Annotated in this window: 29 protein-coding genes; 25 read left to right on the forward strand and 4 right to left on the reverse strand. The window is 47.3% G+C overall.

The window, feature by feature from the left end; all coding sequences use genetic code 11:
• Positions 1-7 precede the first annotated feature (7 nt).
• The 20 genes from EV681_RS22265 to EV681_RS22355 all read left to right on the forward strand — a co-directional run bounded on the left by EV681_RS22265 (position 8) and on the right by EV681_RS22355 (position 18,515).
• Positions 8-445, forward strand: a complete 438-nt coding sequence (locus tag EV681_RS22265; RefSeq protein WP_130305324.1) for a VirB3 family type IV secretion system protein — start codon at positions 8-10, stop codon at positions 443-445.
• Positions 354-2,768, forward strand: coding sequence for a VirB4 family type IV secretion/conjugal transfer ATPase (locus EV681_RS22270; RefSeq protein WP_130305325.1), 2,415 nt, complete (start codon positions 354-356; stop codon positions 2,766-2,768). The genes EV681_RS22265 and EV681_RS22270 overlap by 92 nt, the downstream gene beginning before the upstream one ends.
• A gap of 117 nt (positions 2,769-2,885) precedes the next feature.
• Positions 2,886-3,527: a TrbJ/VirB5 family protein gene (locus EV681_RS22275; RefSeq protein WP_130305326.1), complete on the forward strand. Its 642-nt coding sequence runs from the start codon at positions 2,886-2,888 to the stop codon at positions 3,525-3,527.
• A gap of 93 nt (positions 3,528-3,620) precedes the next feature.
• The gene (locus tag EV681_RS22280; protein ID WP_130305327.1) at positions 3,621-3,971 is read left to right on the forward strand and encodes a hypothetical protein; all 351 of its coding nucleotides are present in this window, start codon (positions 3,621-3,623) and stop codon (positions 3,969-3,971) included.
• 22 nt (positions 3,972-3,993) lie between these two features.
• A complete protein-coding gene (locus tag EV681_RS22285; protein WP_130305328.1) occupies positions 3,994-4,923 on the forward strand; it encodes a TrbL/VirB6 family protein in 930 nt (309 codons plus the stop codon).
• 12 nt (positions 4,924-4,935) lie between these two features.
• Positions 4,936-5,325, forward strand: a complete 390-nt coding sequence (locus EV681_RS22290) for a hypothetical protein (RefSeq protein ID WP_130305329.1) — start codon at positions 4,936-4,938, stop codon at positions 5,323-5,325.
• A gap of 127 nt (positions 5,326-5,452) precedes the next feature.
• Positions 5,453-5,596, forward strand: a complete 144-nt coding sequence (locus EV681_RS22630) for a YajG family lipoprotein (RefSeq protein ID WP_165393186.1) — start codon at positions 5,453-5,455, stop codon at positions 5,594-5,596.
• Positions 5,586-6,302, forward strand: a complete 717-nt coding sequence (locus EV681_RS22295; RefSeq protein ID WP_130305330.1) for a VirB8 family type IV secretion system protein — start codon at positions 5,586-5,588, stop codon at positions 6,300-6,302. The genes EV681_RS22630 and EV681_RS22295 overlap by 11 nt, the downstream gene beginning before the upstream one ends.
• 16 nt (positions 6,303-6,318) lie before the next feature.
• The gene (gene virB9 / locus EV681_RS22300) at positions 6,319-7,143 is read left to right on the forward strand and encodes a P-type conjugative transfer protein VirB9 (protein ID WP_130305331.1); all 825 of its coding nucleotides are present in this window, start codon (positions 6,319-6,321) and stop codon (positions 7,141-7,143) included.
• Positions 7,144-7,153: 10 nt separating this feature from the next.
• On the forward strand, positions 7,154-8,377 hold the full coding sequence (gene virB10 / locus EV681_RS22305; protein WP_130305332.1) for a type IV secretion system protein VirB10: 1,224 nt from the start codon (positions 7,154-7,156) through the stop codon (positions 8,375-8,377).
• A 9-nt stretch (positions 8,378-8,386) separates the two neighbouring features.
• Complete coding sequence (gene virB11 / locus EV681_RS22310) at positions 8,387-9,493, forward strand: P-type DNA transfer ATPase VirB11 (RefSeq protein ID WP_130305333.1); 1,107 nt, start codon at positions 8,387-8,389, stop codon at positions 9,491-9,493.
• Between the two features lie 70 nt (positions 9,494-9,563).
• Positions 9,564-9,974, forward strand: coding sequence for a GFA family protein (locus EV681_RS22315; protein ID WP_130305351.1), 411 nt, complete (start codon positions 9,564-9,566; stop codon positions 9,972-9,974).
• Between the two features lie 80 nt (positions 9,975-10,054).
• The gene (locus tag EV681_RS22320; RefSeq protein WP_130305334.1) at positions 10,055-10,492 is read left to right on the forward strand and encodes a single-stranded DNA-binding protein; all 438 of its coding nucleotides are present in this window, start codon (positions 10,055-10,057) and stop codon (positions 10,490-10,492) included.
• Between the two features lie 39 nt (positions 10,493-10,531).
• The gene (locus tag EV681_RS22325; protein WP_130305335.1) at positions 10,532-12,472 is read left to right on the forward strand and encodes a type IV secretory system conjugative DNA transfer family protein; all 1,941 of its coding nucleotides are present in this window, start codon (positions 10,532-10,534) and stop codon (positions 12,470-12,472) included.
• Positions 12,473-12,485: 13 nt separating this feature from the next.
• On the forward strand, positions 12,486-14,993 hold the full coding sequence (locus EV681_RS22330; protein ID WP_130305336.1) for an LPD7 domain-containing protein: 2,508 nt from the start codon (positions 12,486-12,488) through the stop codon (positions 14,991-14,993).
• An 18-nt stretch (positions 14,994-15,011) separates the two neighbouring features.
• Complete coding sequence (locus EV681_RS22335) at positions 15,012-15,551, forward strand: thermonuclease family protein (RefSeq protein WP_130305337.1); 540 nt, start codon at positions 15,012-15,014, stop codon at positions 15,549-15,551.
• Positions 15,552-15,570: 19 nt separating this feature from the next.
• Complete coding sequence (locus EV681_RS22635; protein WP_165393188.1) at positions 15,571-15,723, forward strand: hypothetical protein; 153 nt, start codon at positions 15,571-15,573, stop codon at positions 15,721-15,723.
• Positions 15,724-15,805: 82 nt separating this feature from the next.
• Positions 15,806-16,951 (forward strand): ArdC family protein, encoded by a 1,146-nt coding sequence (locus EV681_RS22340; protein WP_130305338.1) that lies wholly within the window; start codon positions 15,806-15,808, stop codon positions 16,949-16,951.
• Entirely contained in the window at positions 16,951-17,511 is a 561-nt protein-coding gene (locus tag EV681_RS22755) for a plasmid mobilization protein (protein WP_242612365.1), read from the forward strand. Before EV681_RS22340 ends, EV681_RS22755 begins: the two co-directional genes overlap by 1 nt.
• The gene (locus tag EV681_RS22355) at positions 17,508-18,515 is read left to right on the forward strand and encodes a relaxase/mobilization nuclease domain-containing protein (RefSeq protein ID WP_130305339.1); all 1,008 of its coding nucleotides are present in this window, start codon (positions 17,508-17,510) and stop codon (positions 18,513-18,515) included. The genes EV681_RS22755 and EV681_RS22355 overlap by 4 nt, the downstream gene beginning before the upstream one ends.
• A gap of 30 nt (positions 18,516-18,545) precedes the next feature.
• On the opposite strand, the gene EV681_RS22360 is transcribed toward EV681_RS22355, so the two are convergent.
• Positions 18,546-19,028 carry a hypothetical protein gene (locus EV681_RS22360; protein ID WP_130305340.1) on the reverse strand — a complete coding sequence of 161 codons (483 nt, stop codon included), beginning with the start codon at positions 19,026-19,028 and terminating at the stop codon, positions 18,546-18,548.
• Positions 19,029-19,121: 93 nt separating this feature from the next.
• On the opposite strand from EV681_RS22360, the gene EV681_RS22365 reads away from it, so the two are divergent.
• Positions 19,122-19,721: a hypothetical protein gene (locus EV681_RS22365; RefSeq protein WP_130305341.1), complete on the forward strand. Its 600-nt coding sequence runs from the start codon at positions 19,122-19,124 to the stop codon at positions 19,719-19,721.
• Positions 19,722-19,982: 261 nt separating this feature from the next.
• Here EV681_RS22365 and EV681_RS22370 read toward each other — a convergent pair whose 3' ends face one another.
• Entirely contained in the window at positions 19,983-20,600 is a 618-nt protein-coding gene (locus EV681_RS22370) for a recombinase family protein (RefSeq protein WP_130305342.1), read from the reverse strand.
• A gap of 194 nt (positions 20,601-20,794) precedes the next feature.
• Between EV681_RS22370 and EV681_RS22375 the strand changes: the two genes are divergently transcribed.
• From EV681_RS22375 to EV681_RS22385, 3 genes are read left to right on the forward strand one after another with little or no spacing between them, the layout of a single operon-like run.
• The gene (locus EV681_RS22375) at positions 20,795-21,265 is read left to right on the forward strand and encodes a hypothetical protein (protein WP_130305343.1); all 471 of its coding nucleotides are present in this window, start codon (positions 20,795-20,797) and stop codon (positions 21,263-21,265) included.
• A complete protein-coding gene (locus EV681_RS22380) occupies positions 21,266-22,510 on the forward strand; it encodes a HEPN domain-containing protein (protein ID WP_130305344.1) in 1,245 nt (414 codons plus the stop codon). It abuts the gene before it with no gap.
• A gap of 28 nt (positions 22,511-22,538) precedes the next feature.
• Positions 22,539-23,192 (forward strand): SOS response-associated peptidase, encoded by a 654-nt coding sequence (locus EV681_RS22385; protein WP_130305345.1) that lies wholly within the window; start codon positions 22,539-22,541, stop codon positions 23,190-23,192.
• Between the two features lie 82 nt (positions 23,193-23,274).
• Here the strand turns inward: EV681_RS22385 and EV681_RS22390 are convergent, their stop codons facing one another.
• Positions 23,275-23,547, reverse strand: coding sequence for a type II toxin-antitoxin system YafQ family toxin (locus tag EV681_RS22390; protein WP_130305346.1), 273 nt, complete (start codon positions 23,545-23,547; stop codon positions 23,275-23,277).
• Between the two features lie 3 nt (positions 23,548-23,550).
• The gene (locus tag EV681_RS22395; RefSeq protein WP_130305347.1) at positions 23,551-23,808 is read right to left on the reverse strand and encodes a type II toxin-antitoxin system RelB/DinJ family antitoxin; all 258 of its coding nucleotides are present in this window, start codon (positions 23,806-23,808) and stop codon (positions 23,551-23,553) included.
• A 204-nt stretch (positions 23,809-24,012) separates the two neighbouring features.
• Between EV681_RS22395 and EV681_RS22400 the strand changes: the two genes are divergently transcribed.
• Positions 24,013-24,133, forward strand: a 121-nt coding sequence (locus tag EV681_RS22400; protein WP_130305348.1) for a ParA family protein, incomplete at its 3' end; no start/stop codon positions are given.

Below are 24,133 nucleotides of genomic sequence, written 5' to 3' on the forward strand. Positions count from 1 at the left end.
AACGGCAATGCGCAACTCCAATGAAACCAAGATATTGGATGAAAAATTCCCAACCTTCAATGCATTGGGTCGTTCAGCGTTGGTGCTTGGCATTCCACTGATGCCTTTGGTGCTTCTAGTGGGATTGTCCTTGGTCGTGACAATGGCTTTGCTGATATTTATACATGGGAAGGCGCTGCTATTTCTGCTGATCCCCTTGCCAGTCATTGTCTTTATGAAAACTGTCTCACGTAACGATGACCAGGCATTAAAGGTCATCGGATACGAGCTAATGAGCTGGTTCTATCGGCGCAATGCGGCATTTTTCAATGGCACCACGACCATTCTAGCCACTCAATTCGGGAGAAATTTACATGATTATCAGCGATTTTTTGAGCAAGGCGCTCAAAAAACAAGCCTCGGGTTCGACCTTCCTGCCGAAGGTATCCCAACATATAACCGCTAATCTGATTCATTTCAAGACGGGCCATATCGGGTTTGTGATCCGGTTAGAAGGCTTGCCCTTTGAAAGTGAGGACGATTCACACCTTAAAAACCACTTCACACAGTTGGCGCACCAACTCGCTAGCGCAGGTAAAACGCTGGGCAATCGTTTGGCCTTTTGGACTACGCTACGGCGTCGAAAAAAGGAGTTCGACCGTCAATATGCCTTTGACAACCTGTTTTGCCATGAATTTGCTGAGAAGTACCTGCAAAAATTTCAGACAGGTGATTACTACGAGAATGTCTTTTATCTGACGGGCCTGATCAAATATGAGGAGTTTGACGAAGGGATTAAAGAGGCTAATGATCTGATTTCTGTGCTGATGCTGGGGCTGGATGTTTATGATCCGGTAGTTTTGACGGCGTGGCAGAATACAGAAGGAGTGTTGTTTTCAGAGGTGTTTACCTTCTTTGGCTCACTGATAAATGGAGTTGAAGAGGACATTCCCCTGTCTAACGTGGATGCTTACCAGACGCTTGCCAGCGCGGATCTGCACTTTGGTGCTGATGTGTGCGAGATTCGGGGCCAGAGCGGGACGCGCTATGCGGTGTGCTTCGATTTGAAAGATTTTGGCGTGTCGCAGGTCAAGGTACTGCACCGGGTATTAGATCTGCCGTGTGAGTTCACTTTTACGCAATCCTTTGTGTACGTTGATTCCCCGTCGATGCAGCACACCATCAATAAACAACTCAATAACCTGGTGTCGGTAGGAGATCATGCTGTTGATCAGCAGGACGAGCTCAATGCTGGTCTGGGTAAGCTGACCTCTGGCGAGCTAATGTTCGGGGAATATCACAGCGCCTTGGTGGTTTATGGATCAACGGCTCGGTTGGCCTCCCAGAATGGAGCCAGGGTGTATACCCGGTTCTTGAATTCGGGTGGCTACCGGTTTATCAAGGCTGGCTTATCGGCACCTATAACGTTCTTTAGCCAGGTGCCTGGTGCCAAGCACAAGCCCCGATCTTTCCCAAAATCGACCGTTAATCTGGCGACAACCTTCGGGATGCATAACTATTCCCACGGAAAAAGCCAGGGTAATCCGATCGGGGACGGTTCGGCGGTCATGCCGATGCAGACCGTTTCCAACACGATCTATGATTTTAATTATCATTTTTCTAACCCAAAAGAGGACAACACCGGCGACAAAATTGCCGGTCACACCTTGATTTTGGGTGCAACGGGTACGGGTAAAACGACTTTGGAAACCGCACAGTTGGCTTTTGCGGATCGGTTTAACCCTTACCTTTTTGTGCTGGATTTGGATGAGGGTATGAAAATCTTTATCCGGGCCACGGGCGGTGCCTACTATTCCCTGAAAGATGGGGAGTCAACAGGCTGCAACCCGTTCCAGTTGCCAGATAGTCCTAAAACTCGCGAGTTTCTATACAAGCTGGTGGGGATCTGCGGTAAGAATGCTGCCGGGTCATTGACAGCTGCCGAAGAAAAGCAGATCCAGGTAGCGGTCGATACGTTGATGAACACCATTGACTTTAAAAACCGCAATTTCAGTGTACTTTTGCAAAGCATTCCCCCAGAACCCTTGAAATCCGACAATCTAAGAGGTCGTCTGTCTCGATGGTGTCGTAGTGAAAACGGGCGCTATGCCTGGTGTCTGGATAATCCTACGAACCATTTTGACCCGGATGATTTTTTCCGGATTGGCTTTGATCTGACTGATATTCTCAAGGATGACTACCTGCCGACAGAGCCGGTTTTGGCTTACTTGTTCTTTCTACGCTCTTTGATGATGGATCGAGTGGCCGCTTCTGGCGGCATTCTGGCCACGGTTATTGAGGAGTTCTGGTACCCGGCCCGGTTTGAGGTGACGCAGGACTTTATGCTCAAAATCCTGAAAACCGACCGCAAGCTTGGTGGTTGGGTGATTTTGACCAGTCAAAGCCCGGAAGATGCCATTAATAGCCCTATTTTTGCGGCAATAGTGCAGCAGACCCCAACCAAGATCTTTTTGCCTAACCCTGATGCTGAGTTTGAGGGCAGTTATGCTCGATGCGGCATCACATACAAGGAGTATGAGGAACTGGTGAAATTGACCTTGGAGAGCCGTACTTTTCTGATTCGCCAGTCCCGCCAGTCTGCGTTTGCTACGTTGAATCTATACGGGTTTGAGGATGAAATGGCGGTGTTATCTGGTTCTGCCGATAACGTGGCCATCCTGGATGAGGTCATGGTCGAGCAGGGTGATGTGCCAGTCGATGTTTGGTATCCGGCCTTTAAGGAGCGGGTACGCGAAGCGCGGCAGGCAAAAAGGAAAAAGGCAGCATAGGTAATGAAAATCGTTATGTTCATGTAATACCCGTCCTGGTTGATGCGCAAGGGCAGGGCGGGTGTTGTAAATGCAGTACATGTACTTCTCTTATATTATTTTCTAGGAAATCCAAAAATGAAAACCCTTAAATATATGAAGCGGGCCGCATTGATTGCGGCCTTTTCTTTGTCCGGCTCAGCCTTTGCGGCGGGGATCCCGACCATCGACGCGGCGGCTCTGGCTCAAATGGCTGAGCAAATAACGCACATGAAAACACAGATTGAAAATCAGATATCACAGATTACGGAGCTGAAAAATCAAGTCAAGGCGGTAACGGGTACGCGTAATATGGGCAATTTACTCAAAGACCAGGTGAAAGACGTAATCCCCTCTGAATGGGCGGATATTTATAAAGCAGCCAATGTGGATGTGTCCAGCATTACGGATCTCAAAACCTTCGATCCGCAAGCCGGTTTAAAGAATCTGGCCTCAATTCAGGAGTTTTCAGAACGCGCTTTTAAGGACACAAAAGCGAGGCTGGGTAACATTGAGGGCCTAATGGCACAGATTGATATGACGCAGGATATGAAGGGCGCAGCTGATTTACAGAACCGCATTGCCACGGAGAATGCAGCTATCGTGAATACTCAAGTCAAGATGGATATGATGGCGCGACTGTACGAGAACCAGAAGGAAATTAACTATCGTCAACGTGTCCAACATTCCAATTGCAGAATGCAAGCTTGGGCCAATCGTTCGGATGGCAGTTGCGAATAAATCAAGAATGCTGCATTCTTACGGCTGAGAAGCGTTGACCAGGTGCAATTTTATCTGGTCACTTTTTTATTTCATCTGATAAAGGATTATGACATGCGTGTTTTATTAATTGCTGGGTTGATCGGTTTGAGTGCCGTTGTTGCTGGTTGTGGAGAGAAAGCAGAGGCCCAAAAATCACAGTCTAGTGATGTTCAAAAAACACCATCGCCTGCAGAAGCGCTGCCTGAGGGTACGTCTGCTCCTGATCAAAATGAATATCGTAAGAAAAAACAACTAACCTCATGCAAAATGTTTGCAAGACATGACGGTAAGAACGATCCGTTCTATGCCCTAAAGTGCAAGCAGGATTTGGGGCAGGAAGTGTGTGAGCAGCATTACTCTAAAGAGGCATGTTCCGCTACCGATGAGGACATTGCAAAATCGAAAAAGTCCAAAAATGAATAGGGCGTTTATATAAAGGAATGCTATGAGCATTATTTCTGAACTGACGGACATATTTACGTCCAAACTTGGTACAGATCTATTTTCCAAAACGGGGGATTTCATAACTGGGATTGCCCCTATTTTTTCGGCTGGACTAAGCCTCTACTTGCTCCTGCTTGTCTTTTATTACTACAACAGGGGGTTAGATGACGCAATTCTGGATATCTTTAAAAGGGTTATTGTCTGGCTGATTATTATTGCCTTTGCATTTAATGCTGGAACATATACAAAACTTGCTAGTTTTATTTATGCGCTACCAGATGATCTAAGTAGTTTATTTGGAGGAGAGCAAACAACAGCAAGTGCAGTAGAGACCGGCGTACAAAACGTTGATAAGATGGTCGCTAATATTGGTTTGATTTCTGAAGACGCTAATTGGTATGAATGGGATGTTCATTTGCCGGTATTTGGTGGTCAGGTAGGTGCATATTTAATGGGCTATTGGCTTCTTCTATTAGCCTTTGCCTATTATTTGATTACAAAAGTATGTCTTGCCTTGACGTTAATGGTTGGCCCGCTGTTTCTCGGCGCTGCCTTGTTTCCAGGAACACGTCAGTTTGCGATGAACTGGATAGGACAATGTTTGAACTATACGGTGACAATTGTTCTTTTTGCCATTATCAGTAAAATGCAAAGCGAATTTGTTGCTACGCATGTAAGCAATTGGGCAGGCGATAATTCAACGTGGGACATTGTAAAGCTATGGGACATTATGACGCAGTTGATTGCCATGACAATTCTGTTTACTTTGGTGTCATTAAGCGTTCCTAGTATTGCTGCTGCTTTGACTGGTGGTGCACAGGCCGATTCACATGGCAGGACAGTTAGCCGCTTTGTTGGTGGAATGCGACGTATGACAGGCACTATGAATTTTGGCCGTCCAGGTAAAGCTAATCGAGCAGGTAAAAATTAAGGAGAATGCGAGATGAATAAAAAGCTGGAATCAACAATGCGCAGAGCCGTTATTAGTGAACGGGCGCAACGAGGCATGTCCTGGCTATTGTTTATTGAAATACTTTGGTTGGCGGGAACACTTGGTCTAGTTGCCTATAAATTTCTCAATATTGGAAATTGGGCATGGCTGGTAGGGGGGTTGGCCTACTTTGGTTTTTTATGGCTGCGCCGTTATTCACTATTTTGCAAAGTGATGAGCATTATCTTCACCGTGTATTGGGTTTTCGGCTTTACCGCATTAAGTTATTCATCGTACGGGATCTCTGCAATGACTATTGGTGTCGCTGTTGTGAGCCTCATATTCATAGGTGGGATTCATTGGCGGGGCCTTCAAGAAATGGATGATTTATATGCCAGATAGGCGATATATCGCAAGTATATAAACTAGGAAATACAGATAACCACATTAATTCAAATGTGGTTTTTTTTCGTCTGATGATTTTGAATTTGTTCTTACAAAAACGATTCACTCATAGGAGTTTGAGTAAATGAAAAAGCTATTTTTAAGTGCGCTGATGTTGGTGTCCCTGGCAGCTTGCGCCAGCCATACACCGGCACCAGAGCCAAAGGGAACGCCCTTTCCGATTAATCAGGGCTATGAAATAAAAGGGGAGTTTCGTCATGTTCTTTAAGAAAAAGAAAAAGGGCGATGCGTCGCCCCGACACGAGGCTATTTCGTTTATCCAGAAGGCCCAGGAGTTTGAAAAATCGCAAATCGAGGCGGTCAAGCGTAATAACAAGCTGGCCTGGCGCGTAACAGGGGCCAGTATGTTGCTGGCCGTGCTGTCGGTCGGTGCAGTTATCGGTCTGACCCCCTTAAAAACAGTTGAGCCTTTTGTGCTTCGCGTCGATAACAATACGGGTGCCACGGATGTAGTGACTTCGGTTCGGGATATTAAACCCCTGAAATTTGATGAGGCCATTGATAAATTCTGGCTTAGTCAGTACGTTCGGTACCGTGAGGGCTATGACTGGTGGACAGTGCAGCCCGGTTATGACGCCTCTATGCTGATGAGTTCGCCCCATATCCAGAATGACATTGGGGCGTTTTTTGAATCGGCTGCTGCGCCTTACAAGGTGCTCAAGGATAAGGCCCGAGTCGATATTCGGGTTATCAGTATCAGTTTCTTTGATAGCACGGCTCAGATTCGCTTTGAAAAACGAGTCAAATTTTTGGCGGGTGATCAATCCAATGCACCTGCACCGCAACGCTTGCTGGCAACTGTCGCTTATCGATATGTCAATAAGCCCATCACAGAAAAAGATCGCCTTGTGAACCCGTTGGGGTTTCAGGTCATGAGCTACCGGGTTGACCCGGAAGCGGTAACGACTCAGTAAGGGCGAGGGGAAAACTATGAAACAAAAGCCAATTCTTACACTTCTGGCCGCTGCTGCGGTCTTTTTTGTGTCCGGCCAGGCCAATGCCTTGTCCGTACCCAAGGGATCGGGCCTAGACCCTCGGATTCAGACCGTCACGTATAACCCGAATAATGTTGTGCATATTCGTGCGCAAATTGGACGGGCTGTCCTTGTGCAGCTAGAGGATGATGAGCGCCTGGACGGCGATAGTGCGGCCCTGGGCATGGGCGATGCTGAGGCATGGAAACTGAGTGTCAAGGGCAACAACATCATTTTCAAGCCCACGGCACCCAATCCAGAAACAAACCTGATTATGACGACCAATAAGCGCACGTATGTGTTTCAGCTGTCAATTGATGGACGTGGCCGCCAGGCTCCTACGTATGTACTGCGATTCCGGTATCCGGACACCCAGCGGGCCAATGTAGCGGCTCAGCGTGCAAAAAATGAACAGGCGCACGAGATCCTGAGCGGTAAAAAACTGCGTCCTAATGTGGTGCGGGCCAATCAGAACTATTGGGGTTTCGGGGATAAGTCATTGACACCGACCTCTATGTTTGACGATGGCCGGTTTACGTATCTGGAATTTGACAATGGTCGGGATATGCCAAGCATCTACAAAATCATGCCCGATGGCACTGAATCCCTGGTCAATCTGCATGTCGAGGGCAATACGGTGGTTGTGCATGAGCTAAGTAGCAAATTTGTCCTTCGCCTTGGTAACACGGTGCTGGGTGTGGACAACCGAGGCTTTAACCAACGTGGCCGCTTTAACCAGACCGGTGCGGGTCAAGATGGCCGTGTGCGGATCGTGAAATAAGGAAAATGTGATGAATCAAGACGATAAAGACCGGGAATTTACCCTTGGTGACGGGTCAAACAGCATTGAACCCGATCAGCCAAGCATGCAGCAAAAGGTCGGGGACGAGGAAGTCGAACGGGGGTTACCGGAAAATTTAACGACCAAGAAAAAGACCAATGTGACCAAAGTGGCGATATTCGGGGCCATGGTGTTGGCGCTGGCATTGCTAGTGCTGGCTTTTATGAGCCTGTCCGGCAGGGGAAAGCCAGAAGCAGCCGCACCCAAGGAGCTGGATATGATTAAAAACAGTCGCCCCAAAAACTTTGCCCTGGAACAGGCAGAGCTGGCCCCACCGCCACCACGACCTACGCCTTCGATGGTCACCCCGTCTGGGGCGCCAGTACCGGAGATGCCTACAGGAGCGACTAGGCAGCCGCAATCTGTTTCCCCAGCAATGGCACAGTCCAAGCAAGAAAAACCGGTAGATCGGCGTTTGACCGGAGACGTGCTATTAAATGTAGCCGGGGGTAAGAGTGCAGAAGCGGGTACAAGCGGCACTGGCGCAGCTGTCAGTCGTACAGAAAGTAGCTCTGCTAATGGTTTTGCTGCAAAGCTGCGTCCCACCACGACTGAGCCGACCATCGCCATGAAACGGGCCGATCTGACGTACTTACTGAAAAAAGGCACCGGCATTGCTTGCACCTTAAATACCATGATCGTGACAACCCAGCCAGGCATTACCCGCTGCATGGTCACTAAGGATGTGTATTCGGCCAATGGCCGGGTGTTACTCATCGAGCGGGGTTCTGAAATCATTGGTGAACAGACCGCCGCTCTGGTGCAGGGTCAGGCGCGCGTATATGTGCTGTGGTCCACCATTGAAACCCCAGCGGGCGTTTCTGTGACTATCAACAGTCCAAGTGCTGATGCTTTGGGTGCTTCCGGGCAGGAGGCACAGGTAGATAACCACTTTTGGCAACGGTTTGGCGGGGCCATTATGTTGAGTCTGATTAAAGATGCCATCAAGTTTGCGGACAATCAAAACCGCAACAGCGGAGGGGTGACTTTTGATAGCTCATCGGATTCTGCCGAGGACATGGCGACTGAGGCTCTGAAAAACTCCATCAATATCCCACCAACAGGGTACGTCAATCAGGGAACACTGGTTAACGTCATGGTTGCCAGGGATGTGGATTTTCGGGATGTGTACGAGCTAGTGCAGCCGTATTTTTATAGTTCCTCAACAAAATAGGGGATAGGCATGGATGTTGTGAGCAATGAGCTGGGCTATTCGCCAGATATCAGCGCCCGTAATATCCTGGCCCGCTTGGGTATTTCTGAATACCTGAACCGGCCAGGGGTGACGGATGTAATGATAAATCGACCGTGTGAAGTCTTTATTGAGCTGCCGGGTGGGGTGATCCGAGAGGAAAACCCGGAATTGACCCTGGATCGTTTGATGGAGCTGGCCAATGTGCTGGCGATTTACAACCAGAAGTACATTCATGACGCCGACCCCATGCATTCGGTCACGCTGCCTGACGGGGAACGGTGCCATATTCTGCTTCCGCCGTCATGCGAGGAGGGGACGGTTGTTTTTGCGTTCAGGAAGCCTTCCCGAGATCGGTTTAGTTTGCAAAGCTATATTGATTCGGGTCGTTTGTCCCGGTATCAGGATATGAGCGAATCGGCCTTGCAGGCCGTGGATGTGCAAGAGGGCATGTTTGCGGGTCGCAACTACCAGGAGGTAGCCGAGGAGCTGTGCATTGCTCAGGATGTAAGGGTTAGGGACTTTGAGCTGGATCTACTTCATTACAAAGCAGTTGGTGATACTTGGTCATTCTTTAACCTGGCGGTCGAGAAAAAGCTAAATATTTGCATGGTTGGCGGCACTGGCTCTGGGAAAACAACGTTTTCCAAAGCTATTGCCGATTTGATCCCCAGTAATGTGCGAATTGTGACGCTGGAAGATACGCATGAGTTGGATTTGCCTAATCATCCGAATCATGTCCATCTTTTCATAAAAAAACATGTCCCGGCGCAGGATCTTATCGCATCGTGCATGCGAATTAAGCCGACGCGTATTTTCTTGACTGAGCTGCGTGGCGGTGAAGCGTGGGATTATCTTACAGCCCTCAATACCGGCCACCCAGGCGGGTTAACTTCGGTACATGCCAATGACGCGCCAAGTGTGTTCCATCGTATCGCGGACCTGGCCAAAGAGTCCGGAACCGGCAAAACCATGGATTATCAGTATCTTTTAAACACCGCCAAAAAGACGATTGATATCGTATGTTTCTTTAACGATACGTATATGACCGAGTTTTACTATGACCCAATGGAAAAGCGGCGCGCCATGCGTGGGTAGTTCACATTGTCGTATTTGCAAAACACGTGCTGTACTATATTTCTAAATATTTTGTGGAAGTGTTATGTCAATTATTCACGGTAGCTGCCTCTGCGGTGGCATTCAATATGAAGTCTCAGGGCCATTGGAAGGGGCATTAAATTGTCATTGTAAAATGTGCCGCAAAGCGCATGGGGCTGCTTTTCGTAGTCGTGCTCGGGTAAATTCTGCTGATTTTAAAATCACTCAAGGGGACAATTTACTTAAATTTTACGAGTCGTCGCCCGGTAATCATCGAGGATTTTGCAGCGAATGTGGAACGCCAATCTTAAGTCGATTCGACAATGACTCGACTTGCTACGGCTTGCCTTTAGGGGCTTTAGATGACGATCCCGGACTAAAACCGCAACTTCATGTTTATGTCGCTCATAAGGCACCTTGGCACGACATAACCGATCGTCTCCCGCAATACGATAAGGAAATTACTACAAATACAGAGTAAAAGAATATTCAAATAATATTCATTATAAGTAATCAATAGAACCTCGCTTTTAGCGGGGTTTTTCTTTTAGAGGACAGTAAATGTCAGCCTATATCAATGAAATAACCGTCATGGGAAACCTGGGCAAAGATCCTGAGTTGTTCTTTTTCGCTAATGGAACTCCCAGCCTGCGTATTTCCATTGCGACACCAGATCAATGGACCGACAAAGAAACCGGCGAAATTAAAGAGTCCACCCAATGGCATACCGCTTTGCTCGTTGGTAATCAGGCCGAGATCGTTGCCAAGTACATGAAAAAGGGGGACAAGATCTGGGCGCGCGGCCCGCTGCAAACCAGAATCTATAAGGATGATCGCACCGGTATGGATCGCTTATCTGTGGTGGTCAAAGTCCAAGATATGAAAATGATCCATACCAAGGTCCGGCATGACGAGAATCGGGAGGGCCAGGCTGCATCCGCAGAGCAGCAGGCCAAGACGGCACAACCCCCGGCAAACCCGCTTGAGCAGTTCAGTTAAGAGTTTGCTTGCCGTTCTCTGATTTGAAAGGTGTTCTTTATGAAAAAATTCCTGATATGGCTAGGCATGTTGCTGGTCAGTGTTCTGATATTCGCTGTCATCGGGCAGTTCGTCGGTAGTCTGGCCTTTGCCCGGTTAGCCAAGGCCCCAATCAATCCGGGCATTTTTGTCCTGTGGGATCTGTATACGCAGTCACAGGGTCCAGGAGGCGGTATTTGGGTGATGTGGCAGTTTAAGGCTGGTGTAGTTCTGAGTGCATTGATTACCGTTATTCCTGTATTCATGAGCATTGCTATTCTCTTTAACCGCTACAAGCGGGAATTACATGGTTCGGCTCGTTTTGCCCGTCCTGGTGAGGTCGCCAAAGCGGGTTTGCTGGAAGATGAGCATAAGACGCCGGACATTATTATCGGCAAATACAAGGGCAAATATCTGCGCTGGGGCGGCAATCAGTTCGCGTTCCTGGCCGCCCCTCCCAGGTCCGGCAAGGGTGTGGGTGTTGTGATTCCAAACTGCTTGCATTACCGCGATAGCCTGGTCGTCTTCGACCCGAAGCTGGAAAACTATGAGATCACAGCGGGTTACCGGGAAGCGCACGGCCAAGAGGTATTTTTGATGTACCTGAGCACTATGGATTTTCGCAGCCATCGATGGAATCCGATTAGTTACGTCAATCGTGACCCTGATTTCGCCCCTGGCGGTGCTTTTACGATTGCCAATATTCTGTATCCGGCGACAGGAGAAATGACCGGTTCAACCAGGTTTTTCAATGGCATGGCGCAAAAGCTCTTTGTGGGATTATGCCTGTACATGATTGAGACAGAGGGAGAAACGAAGGTGGTGCCATCGCTTCCAGGCATGCTCAAGCTGGCGACGCCCACAAACGGCCAATCTCTGGCTGACTGGATTAAAGAAGTTACCCAAGAAACCCCTTTGAGCGATGCCTGCAAAAGTAATCTTTTTAGTTATGTACCAAATGCGGGGGGAAATACCGGGTCGGGCATCGTTTCCAGTTTCTTAGAACCCCTATCGGTGTTTTCAGATCCGGTGATCGCGGGCATTACTAGTGGTGATGATTTTGACCTGCGCCAGGTGCGCCGTAAGCGGATGAGCATTTATGTTGGGATCAATCCGAATGATTTTGCGCGCTTCGGTCGTCTGATTAACTTGTTCTTTAGCCAGCTAATTAGCCTCAATACCGATCAATTGCCTGAGCAGAACCCGGATTTGAAATATCAGTGTTTGCTCTTGATGGACGAGTTTGCGGCTATGGGTAAGGTAGATATTATTGAAACGGGCGCTGCCTACATTGCAGGCTATAACCTGCGCCTGCTGGCAATTTTTCAGAACCTGTCGCAGCTCAATAATCTGTATGGGGAGCATGGGGCTAGATCTCTGATGACCAACTTTGATTGTCAGATTATATATACCACTCGCGATTCCAAGGACGCGCAGGAGTACTCAGAAATTATTGGCTATGAGACTGTGTATTCCAAGAATCGCAGTACCGGTAAAAGCGGTCGCAGCATTTCAGAACCAACGGGTGAAGGGGCAGGACAGCGCCGTGCTGTCATGCTTCCGCAGGAGATCAAGGCGATGCCTATGAGCGACTGCATCATCAATCTGCCCGGTATGCATACCATCTATGCCAAGAAGGTGCGTTATTACGCTGATCCAGTATTTAAAAAACGTCTTGGGTACGAACAGCCGTTCGTGCCGAAATTTGGTACGGCGGGTCAGGGGAAATCAACCTCTGGAAATCTAAGCAATACGGTACTTGAAGCTGTGCCAGTTGATGAACTGTCCGAAACCCCGTTGCAAGTTCTGGCAAACAAGGACCAGTTGATGCAGACGGTCATTGCAGGACTGTGCGCGCAGGATTCACCGCCCGAATATTTGGCAGACCTGAAACAGGCGGTAGAAAAAGCTTGGCAGGGTAGCGGCACCCGCGCTTTTGAGCAGGTATTAGGAAACTCATGAAAAGGAATGAATGATGTCAAACAATGACGAAATTAAGCAGGCCCTGAGCCATGTTGACTCCACTGATCGGGAAACTTGGCTGCGTATGGGTGCAGGGATCAAAACGGAGCTGGGAGAAGATGGTTTTAATCTTTGGGATGGTTGGTCACAGAAGGCCGAGAATTACAACGAGAAGGCAGCGAAATCTGCCTGGAAAAGCCTGAAACCGGGTCGTGTCAATATTGGGTCGGTGTTTTTTGAGGCCAAACGGGCCGGATATGTGGCAGGGACGCCGTACACACCGCCCAGCGCCGAGGAACAGGCAGCGAGGGCTGAACAGCGGCGCATTGCAGAAGAAAAAGCCCTGGCAGAGCGCGCTATCGAGGCCGCGCAGGCCAAAGCCGAGGCGCAGACGCGGTGGGATAAAGCCGGTGCTGCAGATCCTAAACATCCGTATCTGGTAGTAAAGGGGATTACTGATCTGGCCGTTATCGGTGCCATTCGGCAAGAAGGCAATCAGCTGCTGGTGCCATTGCGAAAAAGTAAGGAGCTGGTGGCTGTCCAATCGATTGGCCCCAATGGGTTCAAGTCCTTTGCCGAAGGTAGCCAGGTACAAGGATCGGCATTTTTGATCGGACACCCTAAAAATGCAACTTCTGAACGCGGTGTATTGGTGGCAGAGGGGTTTGCGACGGCGGCCAGCTTGCATCAGGCGACCGGACAGCCGGTGCTGATGGCGGTTCATGCCTACAACATGAAACCTGTTGCCGAGGCGCTTAAGGACACCATGCAGGATATTCCGATTACATTTTGCGCAGATAATGATGCCAATGGGGTGGGTATTAATTACGCGGACCAGGCCGCCCAAATCGTAGGTGACAAGGCCCATGCAGTGATGCCGGAGTTTACCGATGCGGATTTTGCGGCATTTCGGCAAAAGCACGGCCCCGAGGCCATACCGTCAGATTTTAATGATCTGGCTCAGGTCCGAGGTTTGGAAGCGGTCCAGGAGGCCGCCAAACCGCCGCAGATTCAGCAGGAAACCCCAGCGATCGAGGAATCAGAAACGCCGGCAATGCCGGCGTCTGTCTTTGGACAACAGGAGATAAACCGGATTGAACCGGATCTGGAACAGGTGATCGAGCAGGCCCAGGCCACAGATCCTGTACAGCAGCCTGCAAGGGCGGTTGAGCAGGAGGCTCAAGGTATCGGGCAGCGACACGCAGCGCCAACAGTTGAGCCATCTGTTGCCACTGATGCAGTGGCCGGGGAGACGGCTATAAAAAAGCCGGTCTTGGATCTGGCCTATAAGGCCCCGCCTGATGGGCTGGAAGTTCGGTATTTGTTTGTTGATGGCAAATATGTCGATGCCGGTAATGGGGTGACGACGATTTTCCAGGACAAGGGCAAGTACCTCTCGACGACGAAGGAGGATATTCAGACCGTGCACGATATGGTTGAAGTAGCAAAGGCCAAGGGCTGGGAACGGCTTAAATTGTCTGGAACACCAGAGTTTAAGCGTCTTATGTTCATTGAGGCCGAGAGCCAGGGCATTAAGACGCGGGGGCATCAACCCACGCCCGAGGATCTGGCAATGGTCAATAAACGCCTGGAAGAACGCAGCTTGAACCAGGTGCAGCCCGATCTGACCCGAGAAAAGGCTATGGTGTCAGGTCAAGCTGATGACAAGAGGGGATCACCACAACGCAAAGATCAGCCTGAACTGCCATCCGGTATTCTTGTGAATCATGGTGCAGCGCCCTATTTACATGATGATAAAAACAAGCCCAGCTACTTTGTCACTCTAAGCCAAGGTGAGACGGAACGCACTATTTGGGGTGTTGGACTGCCTGCGGCAATTAAAGAGAGTGAAGCCAAGATAGGCGATGACATTACTCTGAAAAACCTGGGACGTGAGCCTGTTGAAGTGGATCAACCTGTGTATGGTGATGATGGTAAAACGGTTATTGGTCATGAAACGGTGTTGACTCATCGCAATGCTTGGGAAGTGACGGTTTTGAATCAGGAGCAAGAAAAAGCCTCGGAACCAAAACAGGAGAAGTCGGCTATGGCGGACGCGCGGGCAATATCGGCTGCTGATCGGTTGGTTTCTCAGAATGAAATGCCTACGCAGGCACATATTGAAACCTCTGCTAAGGCAGATATCGATACTGATGTACGTATGGCCGTTATTGGCGGGCAAAGTGTGCCTTCGCAGGTTAAGATAGCCGCCGATCAAATGAGAAGCGTCCATTTGAATGAGCAACAGGGCGTATCGAAACAGGGTATTGCCAGTCGCCTAAATCCGGCTAGCCAGGCCAATTTTCGGTATATGCAGAATATGGCAAAAAATGTCATTAGCTATCTTCGTCATGATCGCCGGGAAGATGCGCACCGCAATTTCAATACCAATATGGAAAAAGCGGTGAATGGCACTACGCTGAATGTTCCTGAACCCATGCGTGAGCGGGTTGAGCAATCGGCTAAAAAAGAGCATCAGCAGGAACGCGAGCACCAGAAAGATTTGACGCTTGATCGCTAGTTTTTAAATGAGGAGTCTATGAGAAATTACCTTGTCCGGATCGGCTCGGTATTGTTGCTTGTCGGGGTGGTCGTTGGTGCGATGTGGGTTGATCGCACCAACAATACCGCCCCGCTGGTCGATGCGGTTGTCGAGCGTGTCATCGATGGAGATACGATCGATGTGCGCATTGACCGGCAGCTGGTGCGAATTCGTCTAGTAGGGATTGATGCGCCAGAGCTGTCGCAGGATAATGGCGCTTCTGCTAAGCAATACCTTGCCAGTTATATCCAAGGATATTCTGTAGATATCGAGCTGGGAAATCAAGACAAGTACGGTCGAACACTCGGTGAGGTTTATATGGTGACCTTAGATCCTGATAACAAACAGCAAAGCCTACTTTCAGTGAACGAGCTATTAGTACGTTCCGGTCATGCCTGGGCGTATCGTTACGATGGTGATGTTCAGGATTCAAAATACGGCGCATTGGAAACCCTTGCAAGATCCGAGAAGCGGGGGTTATGGGTAAAAGCGGCAGCGGTCGAGCCGTGGCAGTGGCGCCAGGCGCAACAGAATTAATGATTTAGGAGTTAATACTATGGATGAAAAAGAGGTGAAACCGGTGGATAATCGCCAACAATTGCTTGATTTCATGCTCGAAATGCCTGAAATATACGGCTATGAGCAGGATCATTTAACTCATGCTGAGCGCCAGGCGCAGGCCCAATCCACTGAGGAGACCGACGAGTAATCGTTCTCGCGGTTTTTCACACACACACCAACGAAGCCCTACCAGAAATGGTAGGGCTTTTTTCGTTTGAGGAGAAAAGAATATGGCCGAGAAAAAACCGGCATTTCATGAGCAGCTGGCCGAAAAGATCATCACCCAGCTGCAAGCGGGGACAGCGCCCTGGCAAAGGCCGTGGGATGCGCCGCTTATCAGCATGCCTTATAACGAATCGACCGGCAAATCCTACCGGGGCAGCAATGTCTTGAATCTCATGCTGGCCGGGTACGCAGATCCGCGCTGGCTGACATTTAACCAGGCCAAGGAGCGCGGCTATCGGGTCAATAAGGGTGAAAAAGGCTCTCTGATCCAGACATTTCGTTTTCATGAAGAAAAACAGCTGCGTGATGATGAGGGCAAGCCGGTCAAAGATCCTAAAGGCAATGCCGTAATCGAGCAGACGAAGCTGAACAAGCCGATTATTCGCACCTTTGTTGTGTTCAATGCTGAGCAAATAACGGGTGTGCCGCCCCTGGAACGCACAGAGCATCAATGGAACGGGGTCGAGCAGATCGACAAACTGCTGGCCGCCAGTGGCGCGCAGATCGATCACCAGGCCGGAAACAGGGCGTATTACAGCCCTAGTCAGGACATGATCGTTTTGCCGCTTAAAGAGCAGTTCCCGGATCCTGAGCGATATTACAGCACGGCGCTGCATGAGCTGGGCCACTGGACTGGTCATGAATCACGGCTTAACCGCCCTTTTGTGAATTCCTTCGGCTCTGAGGGGTACGCCAGGGAGGAGCTGCGGGCCGAGATCAGTTCCATGCTGGTCGGTCAGCGCCTGGGTATTTCGCATGATCCTGGCCAGCATATGTCCTATGTTGACTCCTGGGTCAAGATCCTGAAAGAAGATCCGGCCGAAATTACGAGGGCCTGTCAGGATGCGGAAAAAATTCATAACTATCTGTCGATTTACTTGGAACGCACAGCGGATAAGGCTGAGCAGGACAAGGTCCAAAGTCCTGAGAAAACAGAACAGTCTATGAAGGAGATCTATGAGGAGAAGTTCAAACAATTGCCTCGGGACACTCAGGACGTGTTTATGACAATGGAAGTGTTGATGCGGGATGTGGTTAAGCACATGCCCACCGATCAGAAGACACAAGCCTACGAGCGGTTTTATACGGCTCAGGCGCATGCGGTTGATGCGGTGTTAAAGCAAGATCAAGAGTTGGAGGTAGAAAGATAATGCAAAAAAGAATTCAGATTTATGGAATCTCTGAGGCTACATTTGGAAAAATTCAGGCGCAGGCTAAGGATCTGGGCATTGATAGTATTTCGGAATACGCCAAGGCCGTGCTCGTGCAGGCGGTCAATGGCAATAAATCACCCTTGGCAAATTTGCCGTTGCAGGCCAATGTCAAAATCAGTGCCGACCAGGATGAGTTAAGCCAGGCAGAGGCCCAATGGATTAAGCCATCGTTAAAGCTAAATCCCGTTGAAACGGCTTTTCTCAATGAGGCTGCAGCGCAGGCAGATATGTCTGTCAGTGCCTTTATTCGTATGGCGTTGCGTAGCCAAATGACCAAAATGGCCATTTTGAATAACGATGAGGTCACCGCGCTCTATCAGTCCAATTTTCAGTTGCTGCGCATTGGTCGAAATCTGAATCAGATTGCCCGTGCGCTTAATGCGCAGGAATCAGCCGAGGTGACCAGCCAGAAAATCGAAGATGTGCACAGCCTCATTAATGAGCATACCGACAAGGTAAGGGAATTGATTACCTCGAACCAGGAGCGGCTGCAATGAAGCAACTCAATCAACAAACCGATAAGTGGTTCATGGAGTTTAAAACCCGCTCCACTAGGGCCAAAGCAGGCGCATCGGGCCGAGGGGCAACGCGTCGCCCCTTAAAACCGGGTACAGGTTTGAAAAACATTCAGTCCGCTGCGTTAAAAAAGCCCGAAGTCATGGTTAAGATCCCACCGCGCAAAGGCGGTACTAATGGTATTCAGGCTGTTCGCGGCCATATGGACTATATCAGCCGTAACGGGAAACTGGATCTTGAGGACCAGGACGGCCTGATCTATAAGGGTCAAAAGCAAATCCATGAGGGCATTACCAATGCCTGGAAGGCGCTGGGGGTTCCTGAGAAAAGCCCCAAGCGCGAAGCCATTAACCTGGTGCTGTCAATGCCGCCAGGTACGAATCCGGAGGCGGTCAAGGCGGCTGCCAGAGAATTTGCCAAGGAGGCGTTTGTCGGGCATCAGTATGCGTTCGTGCAGCACCTGGACGAGAAACACCCTCATGTGCATTTGTGTGTGATGATGAAAAACGAGCTGGGGCGGCGTATGGATCCGCGCAAAGCAGATCTGTTTGAGTGGCGGCTGCGCTTTGCTGACAAAATGCGAGAGCAAGGCGTAGAGTGTGCCGCCACGCGCCGAGTGCATCGAGGCAAGACCCAGAAGCCTGAGCATTCCACGCTGCGTCACATGCGTAAACGGGGTGAGGTTCCTAATGCCTATCGGCAGCAGGCCATTGATCTGGTGCATGCCGTCAAAGAATCCTCCCGCCCTATTCATCCGTTCTTGCGTGAAGAAATGCGGACTAGAAATATCGTCTCGACTGAGTACGGCAAGATTGCCAAAGAGCTATTTAAAATAGGGGCCAAGGCCGAGGCGCGGGTGCTCAGTGGGTTTGCAAAAGAGATCAAGTTAGAAGGCCATACAACGCAGGCCCAGCAGCGCTTTGATCAATCGCAGGAACAGATACGCGAAATGGCTCCTTCTAAGGATACAAGTTTAGAGAGATAGCGCAAATTCAACAATCTTAATATGGTATATCTATTCTATGTACTTGCCTCGGCGTTTTTGGCGTAACCGCGTGCCGGTACTTAAGAATAGTGTCATGCCACTAACCTTTAAAAAAGGTTCTGAAGGGTTGCCCTGGAAATGTTGATCGATATATACGTCGATATTTTTTATAGATCTTTGTAGAAGATCTATTTCCCGTTCGTGTTGAGCTTTGTTTGGTGAAGCTAATAATTTCATTATTTCGAGCGTCATTACTTCAGGTGGATTTTCAGGCAGAGGGCGAATACGTTGCATTTGTTCAGTATGTATTTCTATGCACCGCTTGCAGAATTCTCTACAATCTCGGGCTAATTCTTCTCTGGTTATAGCCAGAGATTGATAACTTGGCTGTTCTCCTTCGTCCCCTTCAATTTCCAAAAGGTAGCAACCAATATAGTCACCTTGAGTTTCGCCAGGCTTAAGGTTTATTGGAGGTTGTTGCTGTTTTTGCCTAAAAAAGTTGAATATGTTCATATTTTATATCCCAGCATAAAATAATTTGTTACATTATATACAAATAGTTGATTTAAGCAATGATCTTAAAAAGAGGTGATTACAGGGGTTTATATGTTTAATTTTTTTAAGCAAAAGAAGGCCGAAAAAAACGACAAAATTTTGCATCCTTTCGGACCTGCCGATGTCGAACTTGCGAAATTTTTAAAAGCATTTTTAACTGATGTTGGCCGTGAATCATGGATGGTATTAGTCGCTCTTGAAGTACTCGAAGTAACAACGAAAATGGTGAGCGATTCTAAAACTACGGATTCTAAAGTGCCTAGGACGGTTGACGGATATATATCTGTTTTCAATGAAGCTCGCAAGAACGAATCCAAGTATGATGAATTTCAGCAGAGACGAATCTACTGGTTGTTATCGGCGGCACAAGTTAAAAGAGTTACGTTACTAAGCGAAAATAATAAAATTATTCGTGATGATGTTGCGCAAATATGGATTCTATTGGCCAAAGGTGGCTCCTTCATATATGAGGATCTCGACCGAATTGAACTTTGGGATGAAATAGAGAAAATGTTCTTTTCTCATATCAAAACCCCAAATGATGGGATTGAGTATTGTCTCAATATTATGCTGCCAAAGCATCTTCGCTCTCATGCTGCAATAGGACAGTTTGCTAATACGTGTAACGTATATCTGTTAAACGATAATTGATAATTAAGCGTTGAACGATAGCTCTCATCAATTATAATTTTCTCGAGAAGTCAGTCCTAACCGGATGGTTAATTCATCACTTACTGATCTTTTTTGGTTCTGATTTTTCACTCTGATCTAGTTTTCAATAATTTCTTCAAACCTATCTTTTCAGTTTTCCGCATGACACTCTGAGTCTGTGATGTTTTTTTGGGACCAGGCGTCATCTCCCTTTGTCGGTATTTTGGATCTTCTGTGCATGGGATTTTTACGCATATCCATTTATCCCGCCTGTTGACTTACCCGAATTACTGTACGGGTAGATACTCCCACAAATTTTGCAGTATCTGCAATACTCATTCCCTTCTTGATGCGCAACTGAATTATTTTATCGTGCATAATCTGATCAGCCTGCCGCCCCTTATATTTCCCCTCCCCTTTTGCTTTATCTATTCCCTCATTCTGCCGTCTGCGTCGATCCTGATGGTCTTTCCTGGCAATTGCCGCCAACATGTCTAACATCATGTTATTGATAGCCTTGAGCATTGCCGCAGTAAATTCGTCCTTAGTTGCCTGGCCGAGTGCTGCATGACTGGTAGGCAGATCCAGGCTGATGACAGAAAGGCTTTTCTCCTGGATCATTTGTTTAAGGGTTGACCACCCTACCTCATCCAGACGTGACAGTCGGTCTACCTGCTCGATCAATATAGCGTCACCTGGCGCAGCATCGTCCAACAGCTGCATCAATGCCGGTCGTTGTAGTGATGCGCCAGATACATTTTCTATATACCAGCTGGCGATTCTGCCGCCCTTCCCCTCAATGAATGTTTTTAGCCTGGCTTTGGCTCGGGTGGCGTCCTGCTCTTTGGTCGATGCCCTAAGGTATCCATAAATGTACATTTTTGTGTTCCAGTGACATTTAGATTATGACTTGATTGGTAGTGACAAATATATCATGACATTAAGTGTTTTGGTATGCATTTTTGCTAGTGACATATGAGTATACCAAAATGTCACTATGTCCGACATGTACAAAATAACAAATAATTTACATTCAGATATATACTGTCCTAAATTATTCTTTGAGGTCGGGTATGTTGGGATTAATGACTATATGGGGGTTCGGTGCTTTTATTTTTTATAAGGTGGCCTATGGTGTTATGGCGCATTCAGGCATAACAGTTTTAGCTTCCTTATTAATGGCAGTAGCTTTGAGTTTGTCTCTATTCATAATGATGAGATTCAATGCCATTGAAATTTTGCGCTACCAAGCCGACCCTATACCAGCATCTGGCAGTAGATCTACCTTGCATAGTTTATATATCCGGCTCGTTAAGATTTTTATAGTTGGGTCGATAGCATTTGCCCTATTAAGCAAACTAGTGGTATTCGGGTTTTCATCAGATTTAAACGGATATCTGGGCTGGAGGAGAAACGTATTGTTTAGTTCTGGACGTTTAGAAGAAAGCATTTCATTTATTCTGATTGCCATCGCCCCTATGTTTATCCATTTCATTATTATAATTTTTGGCATCCGAGCTCAACACCCTGCTAGAAAGAAATAAATGCCGATCTCCTGGAAACAAAGGTCCAAAAACCTAAAGCCTCAGGTTATCTTAGATAAAATCAATGAGTCAAGGCTAGTAAAACCGGACGGTACAATTTCTTATAAAGGTTTTGGACTGAGCGAGTGTCTACCTGCTCTATATTCCATGCTAGATTTTCCTCCAACTGAGAAAGATATAGATTCTTCTGACTTGGTTTGGACCGCTTTAGCGCAAGTTAAGTCTCAATCTTTAACTAAAGAGGAATTTCTTTACGCAATCAATAACGAATTAAACAAACGATTAGCAAGACCTGAACAGGAGTATTTATTATTAACTGCAATATCCTTGTATGTTCAAGGATTGCCTAAAAAAATAAATCTACTAGGTACAGAAATTCGATTCTATTCTTATAATTATCCCTATCGTTTTCGTCGCCCTCGACAAGCGTTTCTTGATAATCAGATAATTACACTTCCATTTACCGCGGATCAATATTCAAAAGTAATAATTAAAACCAAAGCTAGATCGGCTAGTGGCGCGGTTGAAAAATCACTTCGAGCCTTGGATTTACAGCGAGCAATATGGTGCCTTATGGCTAATCCGGTGATGACACTGTTTGAGTCTAACGATCAATACTCACCTATAAATACGATACGTCTCGGCAGCAGTCATACTTTACATTCCGATATTGGAAGAGTGGAGTCTCAAAATATTTGGTACGATCCAAATTATCAAATTGTAAAAGTATATGGTTTTAAAAAACCAGACCAAGTAGTTAAAAACTCTCGCTATTATTTACGGCAAATTGCCGTTGCAGACTCGCGTTATGCAACTGTAATTAGAGACGCCTTAGTCAGGTACGTCCGCGCATTTGATGAACGAGATCCAAATACAGCATTTTTACGGTTATGGAGCGCCTTAGAAGCTTTATTGTCGCCTAACTTTGCTGAGCAAATGAAATTAGTGCAACGTTGTTCCGCCTTATTCAAAGAGCGGGAATACTATACGCAGTTGCTAGAGCATTTGCGCGAATACAGAAACACAAATGTTCATGCCGGTGAACAATCAGAGAGAGCCAAAACCCATTGTTATCAACTGCAATTCTTTTTTCATGTTTTAATTGATTTTTTAATTCGAAATGCAAAGGAATTTCGTACTTTAGACGAAGCTTTGGCGTTTTTAGACTACCCTACTGATATCGAATTGCTCAAGCGACGTGTATTCATGATGGGCAAGCGCATAAAATCACTTTCGGCCAGGTAGTTAACACTATTAAATCAAGAGAGAATATATGTGTGGTCGTTACGAATTTACCAGCCCAAAAGGGAACGAATTTGATTTTGTTCAATGGCCGGAAATTCGGCCCGACCTGGACATACGCCCTACTAACAAAGCTCCGGTTATCTTATTAACTGAACCAGGCCATTATCAAGTTCAACTCCGTGAATGGGGGTTCATTAGGTCCTGGCCAGGCAAATCAGGCAAGTTAGTTAAGAAAACTCTGATAAATGCCAAATCCGAAGAAATAACCATGAAACGGTCATTCAAGAAGGCATTTGCTGAAAACCGTTGCATTATTCCAATGAACGCTTGGTTTGAATGGCCGGAAATAGCAGAAATAAATGACGGGCTAAAAACGAAAGTTCGTATCTTTATGCCAGGCCGCCCTACTTTCGGTGCAGCTGGTATATATGAGGATGTGATAGACAAAGAAACAGGCGAAGTGTCCAAACGATTTTCTATGCTAACTGTTGCGCCTGGTGCGAACTCCCCTATTAAGAACCTACACGCTAGATCTCCGTTGGTGCTACCAGCTTCCGATTATGATGCATGGTTTTCTAGCACTCCTGATGAGATGCAAAGCCTGATGCATCCCTATCGAGATGTTCAGGCTTTTGATTTTGAGATAGTAGGAAATAGAAAAGGGTCTGATATTTTAATATAAGTTATTAATGTATATTATGAATATTCAAAGAATATTAAAACAACAGTTAAATATATACTAACTACCCTCCTCTATTTCCATTCTATTCGTCGAATAGATCTGAATGAGTACCTGTTCTGATCAATTGCAATTCATCTCCTTTTACACGGTAGATTAGCAACCAGTCAGGCTCGATATGGGCATCGCGATAACCGGACCATTGACCTTTCAGTGGATGATCTTGGTATCTCTCCGGCAGCGGCTGTTCTTCGATCAACATCTGCAACAGCGTTCGCAGTTTATCCATTTCCTTTCCGCGCTTCCCGGCACGCTTTACGTCTCGCTTGAATTGACCGGAACGTATTGGAGTGAGCATATTTTAGATACCTAAATCTTTTAAAAGGTCTTCCGCATTATCAAAACGTACCCCCTTCCCTGCTTCCAATTCCTTAATTGCTTTTCGTGTTGTGCGATTTGGTACTTGTACATCAAATGGCAAACGCCCTTCTTCTGCCACACGAAGGAAAGTCAGGCGGATTAAATCGGACGCACTTAACCCCATGCGTTCTAGTGTCGCTATGGCTTTGTCTTTCATGTCTGCGGGAATACGTGCGCGAACTACGGCATCAGCTCTCATGGCTTTGCTCCAATGATCTGTAAAAATGGTATTGTAGCTCAAATGTAGCTACAATACAATCACCTGCTATGACTTAGCCACACAAACAGTTCACATTTAATGAATATTCAAAACATATTCATAATGGTATAAAAATATGTTGACGATTTTAATTACTTTAGATATTATTTACCCATTGAATGAATATTCAAACGAGGTGAAACCGTGATTGTTGCTATAGCAAATACAAAGGGTGGAGTTGGTAAAACGACTCTAGCAGTTCAGATTGCAATCGCTCGGGCGCGAGCTGGGCGAGACGTGTGGTTGATCGATGGCGATCGGCAAG

It is taken from the genome of Advenella incenata (assembly GCF_004217095.1).
Lineage (GTDB): Bacteria > Pseudomonadota > Gammaproteobacteria > Burkholderiales > Burkholderiaceae_B > Advenella > Advenella incenata.

Excerpts from the sequence above, each read along its gene's own strand:
- EV681_RS22285 (WP_130305328.1), top strand. The coding sequence starts at position 3,994 with ATGAGCATTATTTCTGAACTGACGGACATATTTACGTCCAAACTTGGT.
- EV681_RS22370 (WP_130305342.1), bottom strand. The coding sequence starts at position 20,600 with ATGTACATTTATGGATACCTTAGGGCATCGACCAAAGAGCAGGACGCC.
- virB9 (WP_130305331.1), top strand. The coding sequence starts at position 6,319 with ATGAAACAAAAGCCAATTCTTACACTTCTGGCCGCTGCTGCGGTCTTT.
- EV681_RS22330 (WP_130305336.1), top strand. The coding sequence starts at position 12,486 with ATGTCAAACAATGACGAAATTAAGCAGGCCCTGAGCCATGTTGACTCC.
- EV681_RS22265 (WP_130305324.1), top strand. The coding sequence starts at position 8 with ATGCGCAACTCCAATGAAACCAAGATATTGGATGAAAAATTCCCAACC.
- EV681_RS22360 (WP_130305340.1), bottom strand. The coding sequence starts at position 19,028 with ATGAACATATTCAACTTTTTTAGGCAAAAACAGCAACAACCTCCAATA.
- EV681_RS22340 (WP_130305338.1), top strand. The coding sequence starts at position 15,806 with ATGGCCGAGAAAAAACCGGCATTTCATGAGCAGCTGGCCGAAAAGATC.
- EV681_RS22295 (WP_130305330.1), top strand. The coding sequence starts at position 5,586 with ATGTTCTTTAAGAAAAAGAAAAAGGGCGATGCGTCGCCCCGACACGAG.
- EV681_RS22380 (WP_130305344.1), top strand. The coding sequence starts at position 21,266 with ATGCCGATCTCCTGGAAACAAAGGTCCAAAAACCTAAAGCCTCAGGTT.
- EV681_RS22325 (WP_130305335.1), top strand. The coding sequence starts at position 10,532 with ATGAAAAAATTCCTGATATGGCTAGGCATGTTGCTGGTCAGTGTTCTG.
- EV681_RS22290 (WP_130305329.1), top strand. The coding sequence starts at position 4,936 with ATGAATAAAAAGCTGGAATCAACAATGCGCAGAGCCGTTATTAGTGAA.
- EV681_RS22355 (WP_130305339.1), top strand. The coding sequence starts at position 17,508 with ATGAAGCAACTCAATCAACAAACCGATAAGTGGTTCATGGAGTTTAAA.
- virB10 (WP_130305332.1), top strand. The coding sequence starts at position 7,154 with ATGAATCAAGACGATAAAGACCGGGAATTTACCCTTGGTGACGGGTCA.
- EV681_RS22365 (WP_130305341.1), top strand. The coding sequence starts at position 19,122 with ATGTTTAATTTTTTTAAGCAAAAGAAGGCCGAAAAAAACGACAAAATT.
- EV681_RS22635 (WP_165393188.1), top strand. The coding sequence starts at position 15,571 with ATGGATGAAAAAGAGGTGAAACCGGTGGATAATCGCCAACAATTGCTT.
- EV681_RS22275 (WP_130305326.1), top strand. The coding sequence starts at position 2,886 with ATGAAAACCCTTAAATATATGAAGCGGGCCGCATTGATTGCGGCCTTT.
- EV681_RS22375 (WP_130305343.1), top strand. The coding sequence starts at position 20,795 with ATGTTGGGATTAATGACTATATGGGGGTTCGGTGCTTTTATTTTTTAT.
- EV681_RS22320 (WP_130305334.1), top strand. The coding sequence starts at position 10,055 with ATGTCAGCCTATATCAATGAAATAACCGTCATGGGAAACCTGGGCAAA.
- EV681_RS22390 (WP_130305346.1), bottom strand. The coding sequence starts at position 23,547 with ATGCTCACTCCAATACGTTCCGGTCAATTCAAGCGAGACGTAAAGCGT.
- EV681_RS22755 (WP_242612365.1), top strand. The coding sequence starts at position 16,951 with ATGCAAAAAAGAATTCAGATTTATGGAATCTCTGAGGCTACATTTGGA.
- EV681_RS22335 (WP_130305337.1), top strand. The coding sequence starts at position 15,012 with ATGAGAAATTACCTTGTCCGGATCGGCTCGGTATTGTTGCTTGTCGGG.
- EV681_RS22630 (WP_165393186.1), top strand. The coding sequence starts at position 5,453 with ATGAAAAAGCTATTTTTAAGTGCGCTGATGTTGGTGTCCCTGGCAGCT.
- virB11 (WP_130305333.1), top strand. The coding sequence starts at position 8,387 with ATGGATGTTGTGAGCAATGAGCTGGGCTATTCGCCAGATATCAGCGCC.
- EV681_RS22385 (WP_130305345.1), top strand. The coding sequence starts at position 22,539 with ATGTGTGGTCGTTACGAATTTACCAGCCCAAAAGGGAACGAATTTGAT.
- EV681_RS22270 (WP_130305325.1), top strand. The coding sequence starts at position 354 with ATGATTATCAGCGATTTTTTGAGCAAGGCGCTCAAAAAACAAGCCTCG.
- EV681_RS22395 (WP_130305347.1), bottom strand. The coding sequence starts at position 23,808 with ATGAGAGCTGATGCCGTAGTTCGCGCACGTATTCCCGCAGACATGAAA.
- EV681_RS22280 (WP_130305327.1), top strand. The coding sequence starts at position 3,621 with ATGCGTGTTTTATTAATTGCTGGGTTGATCGGTTTGAGTGCCGTTGTT.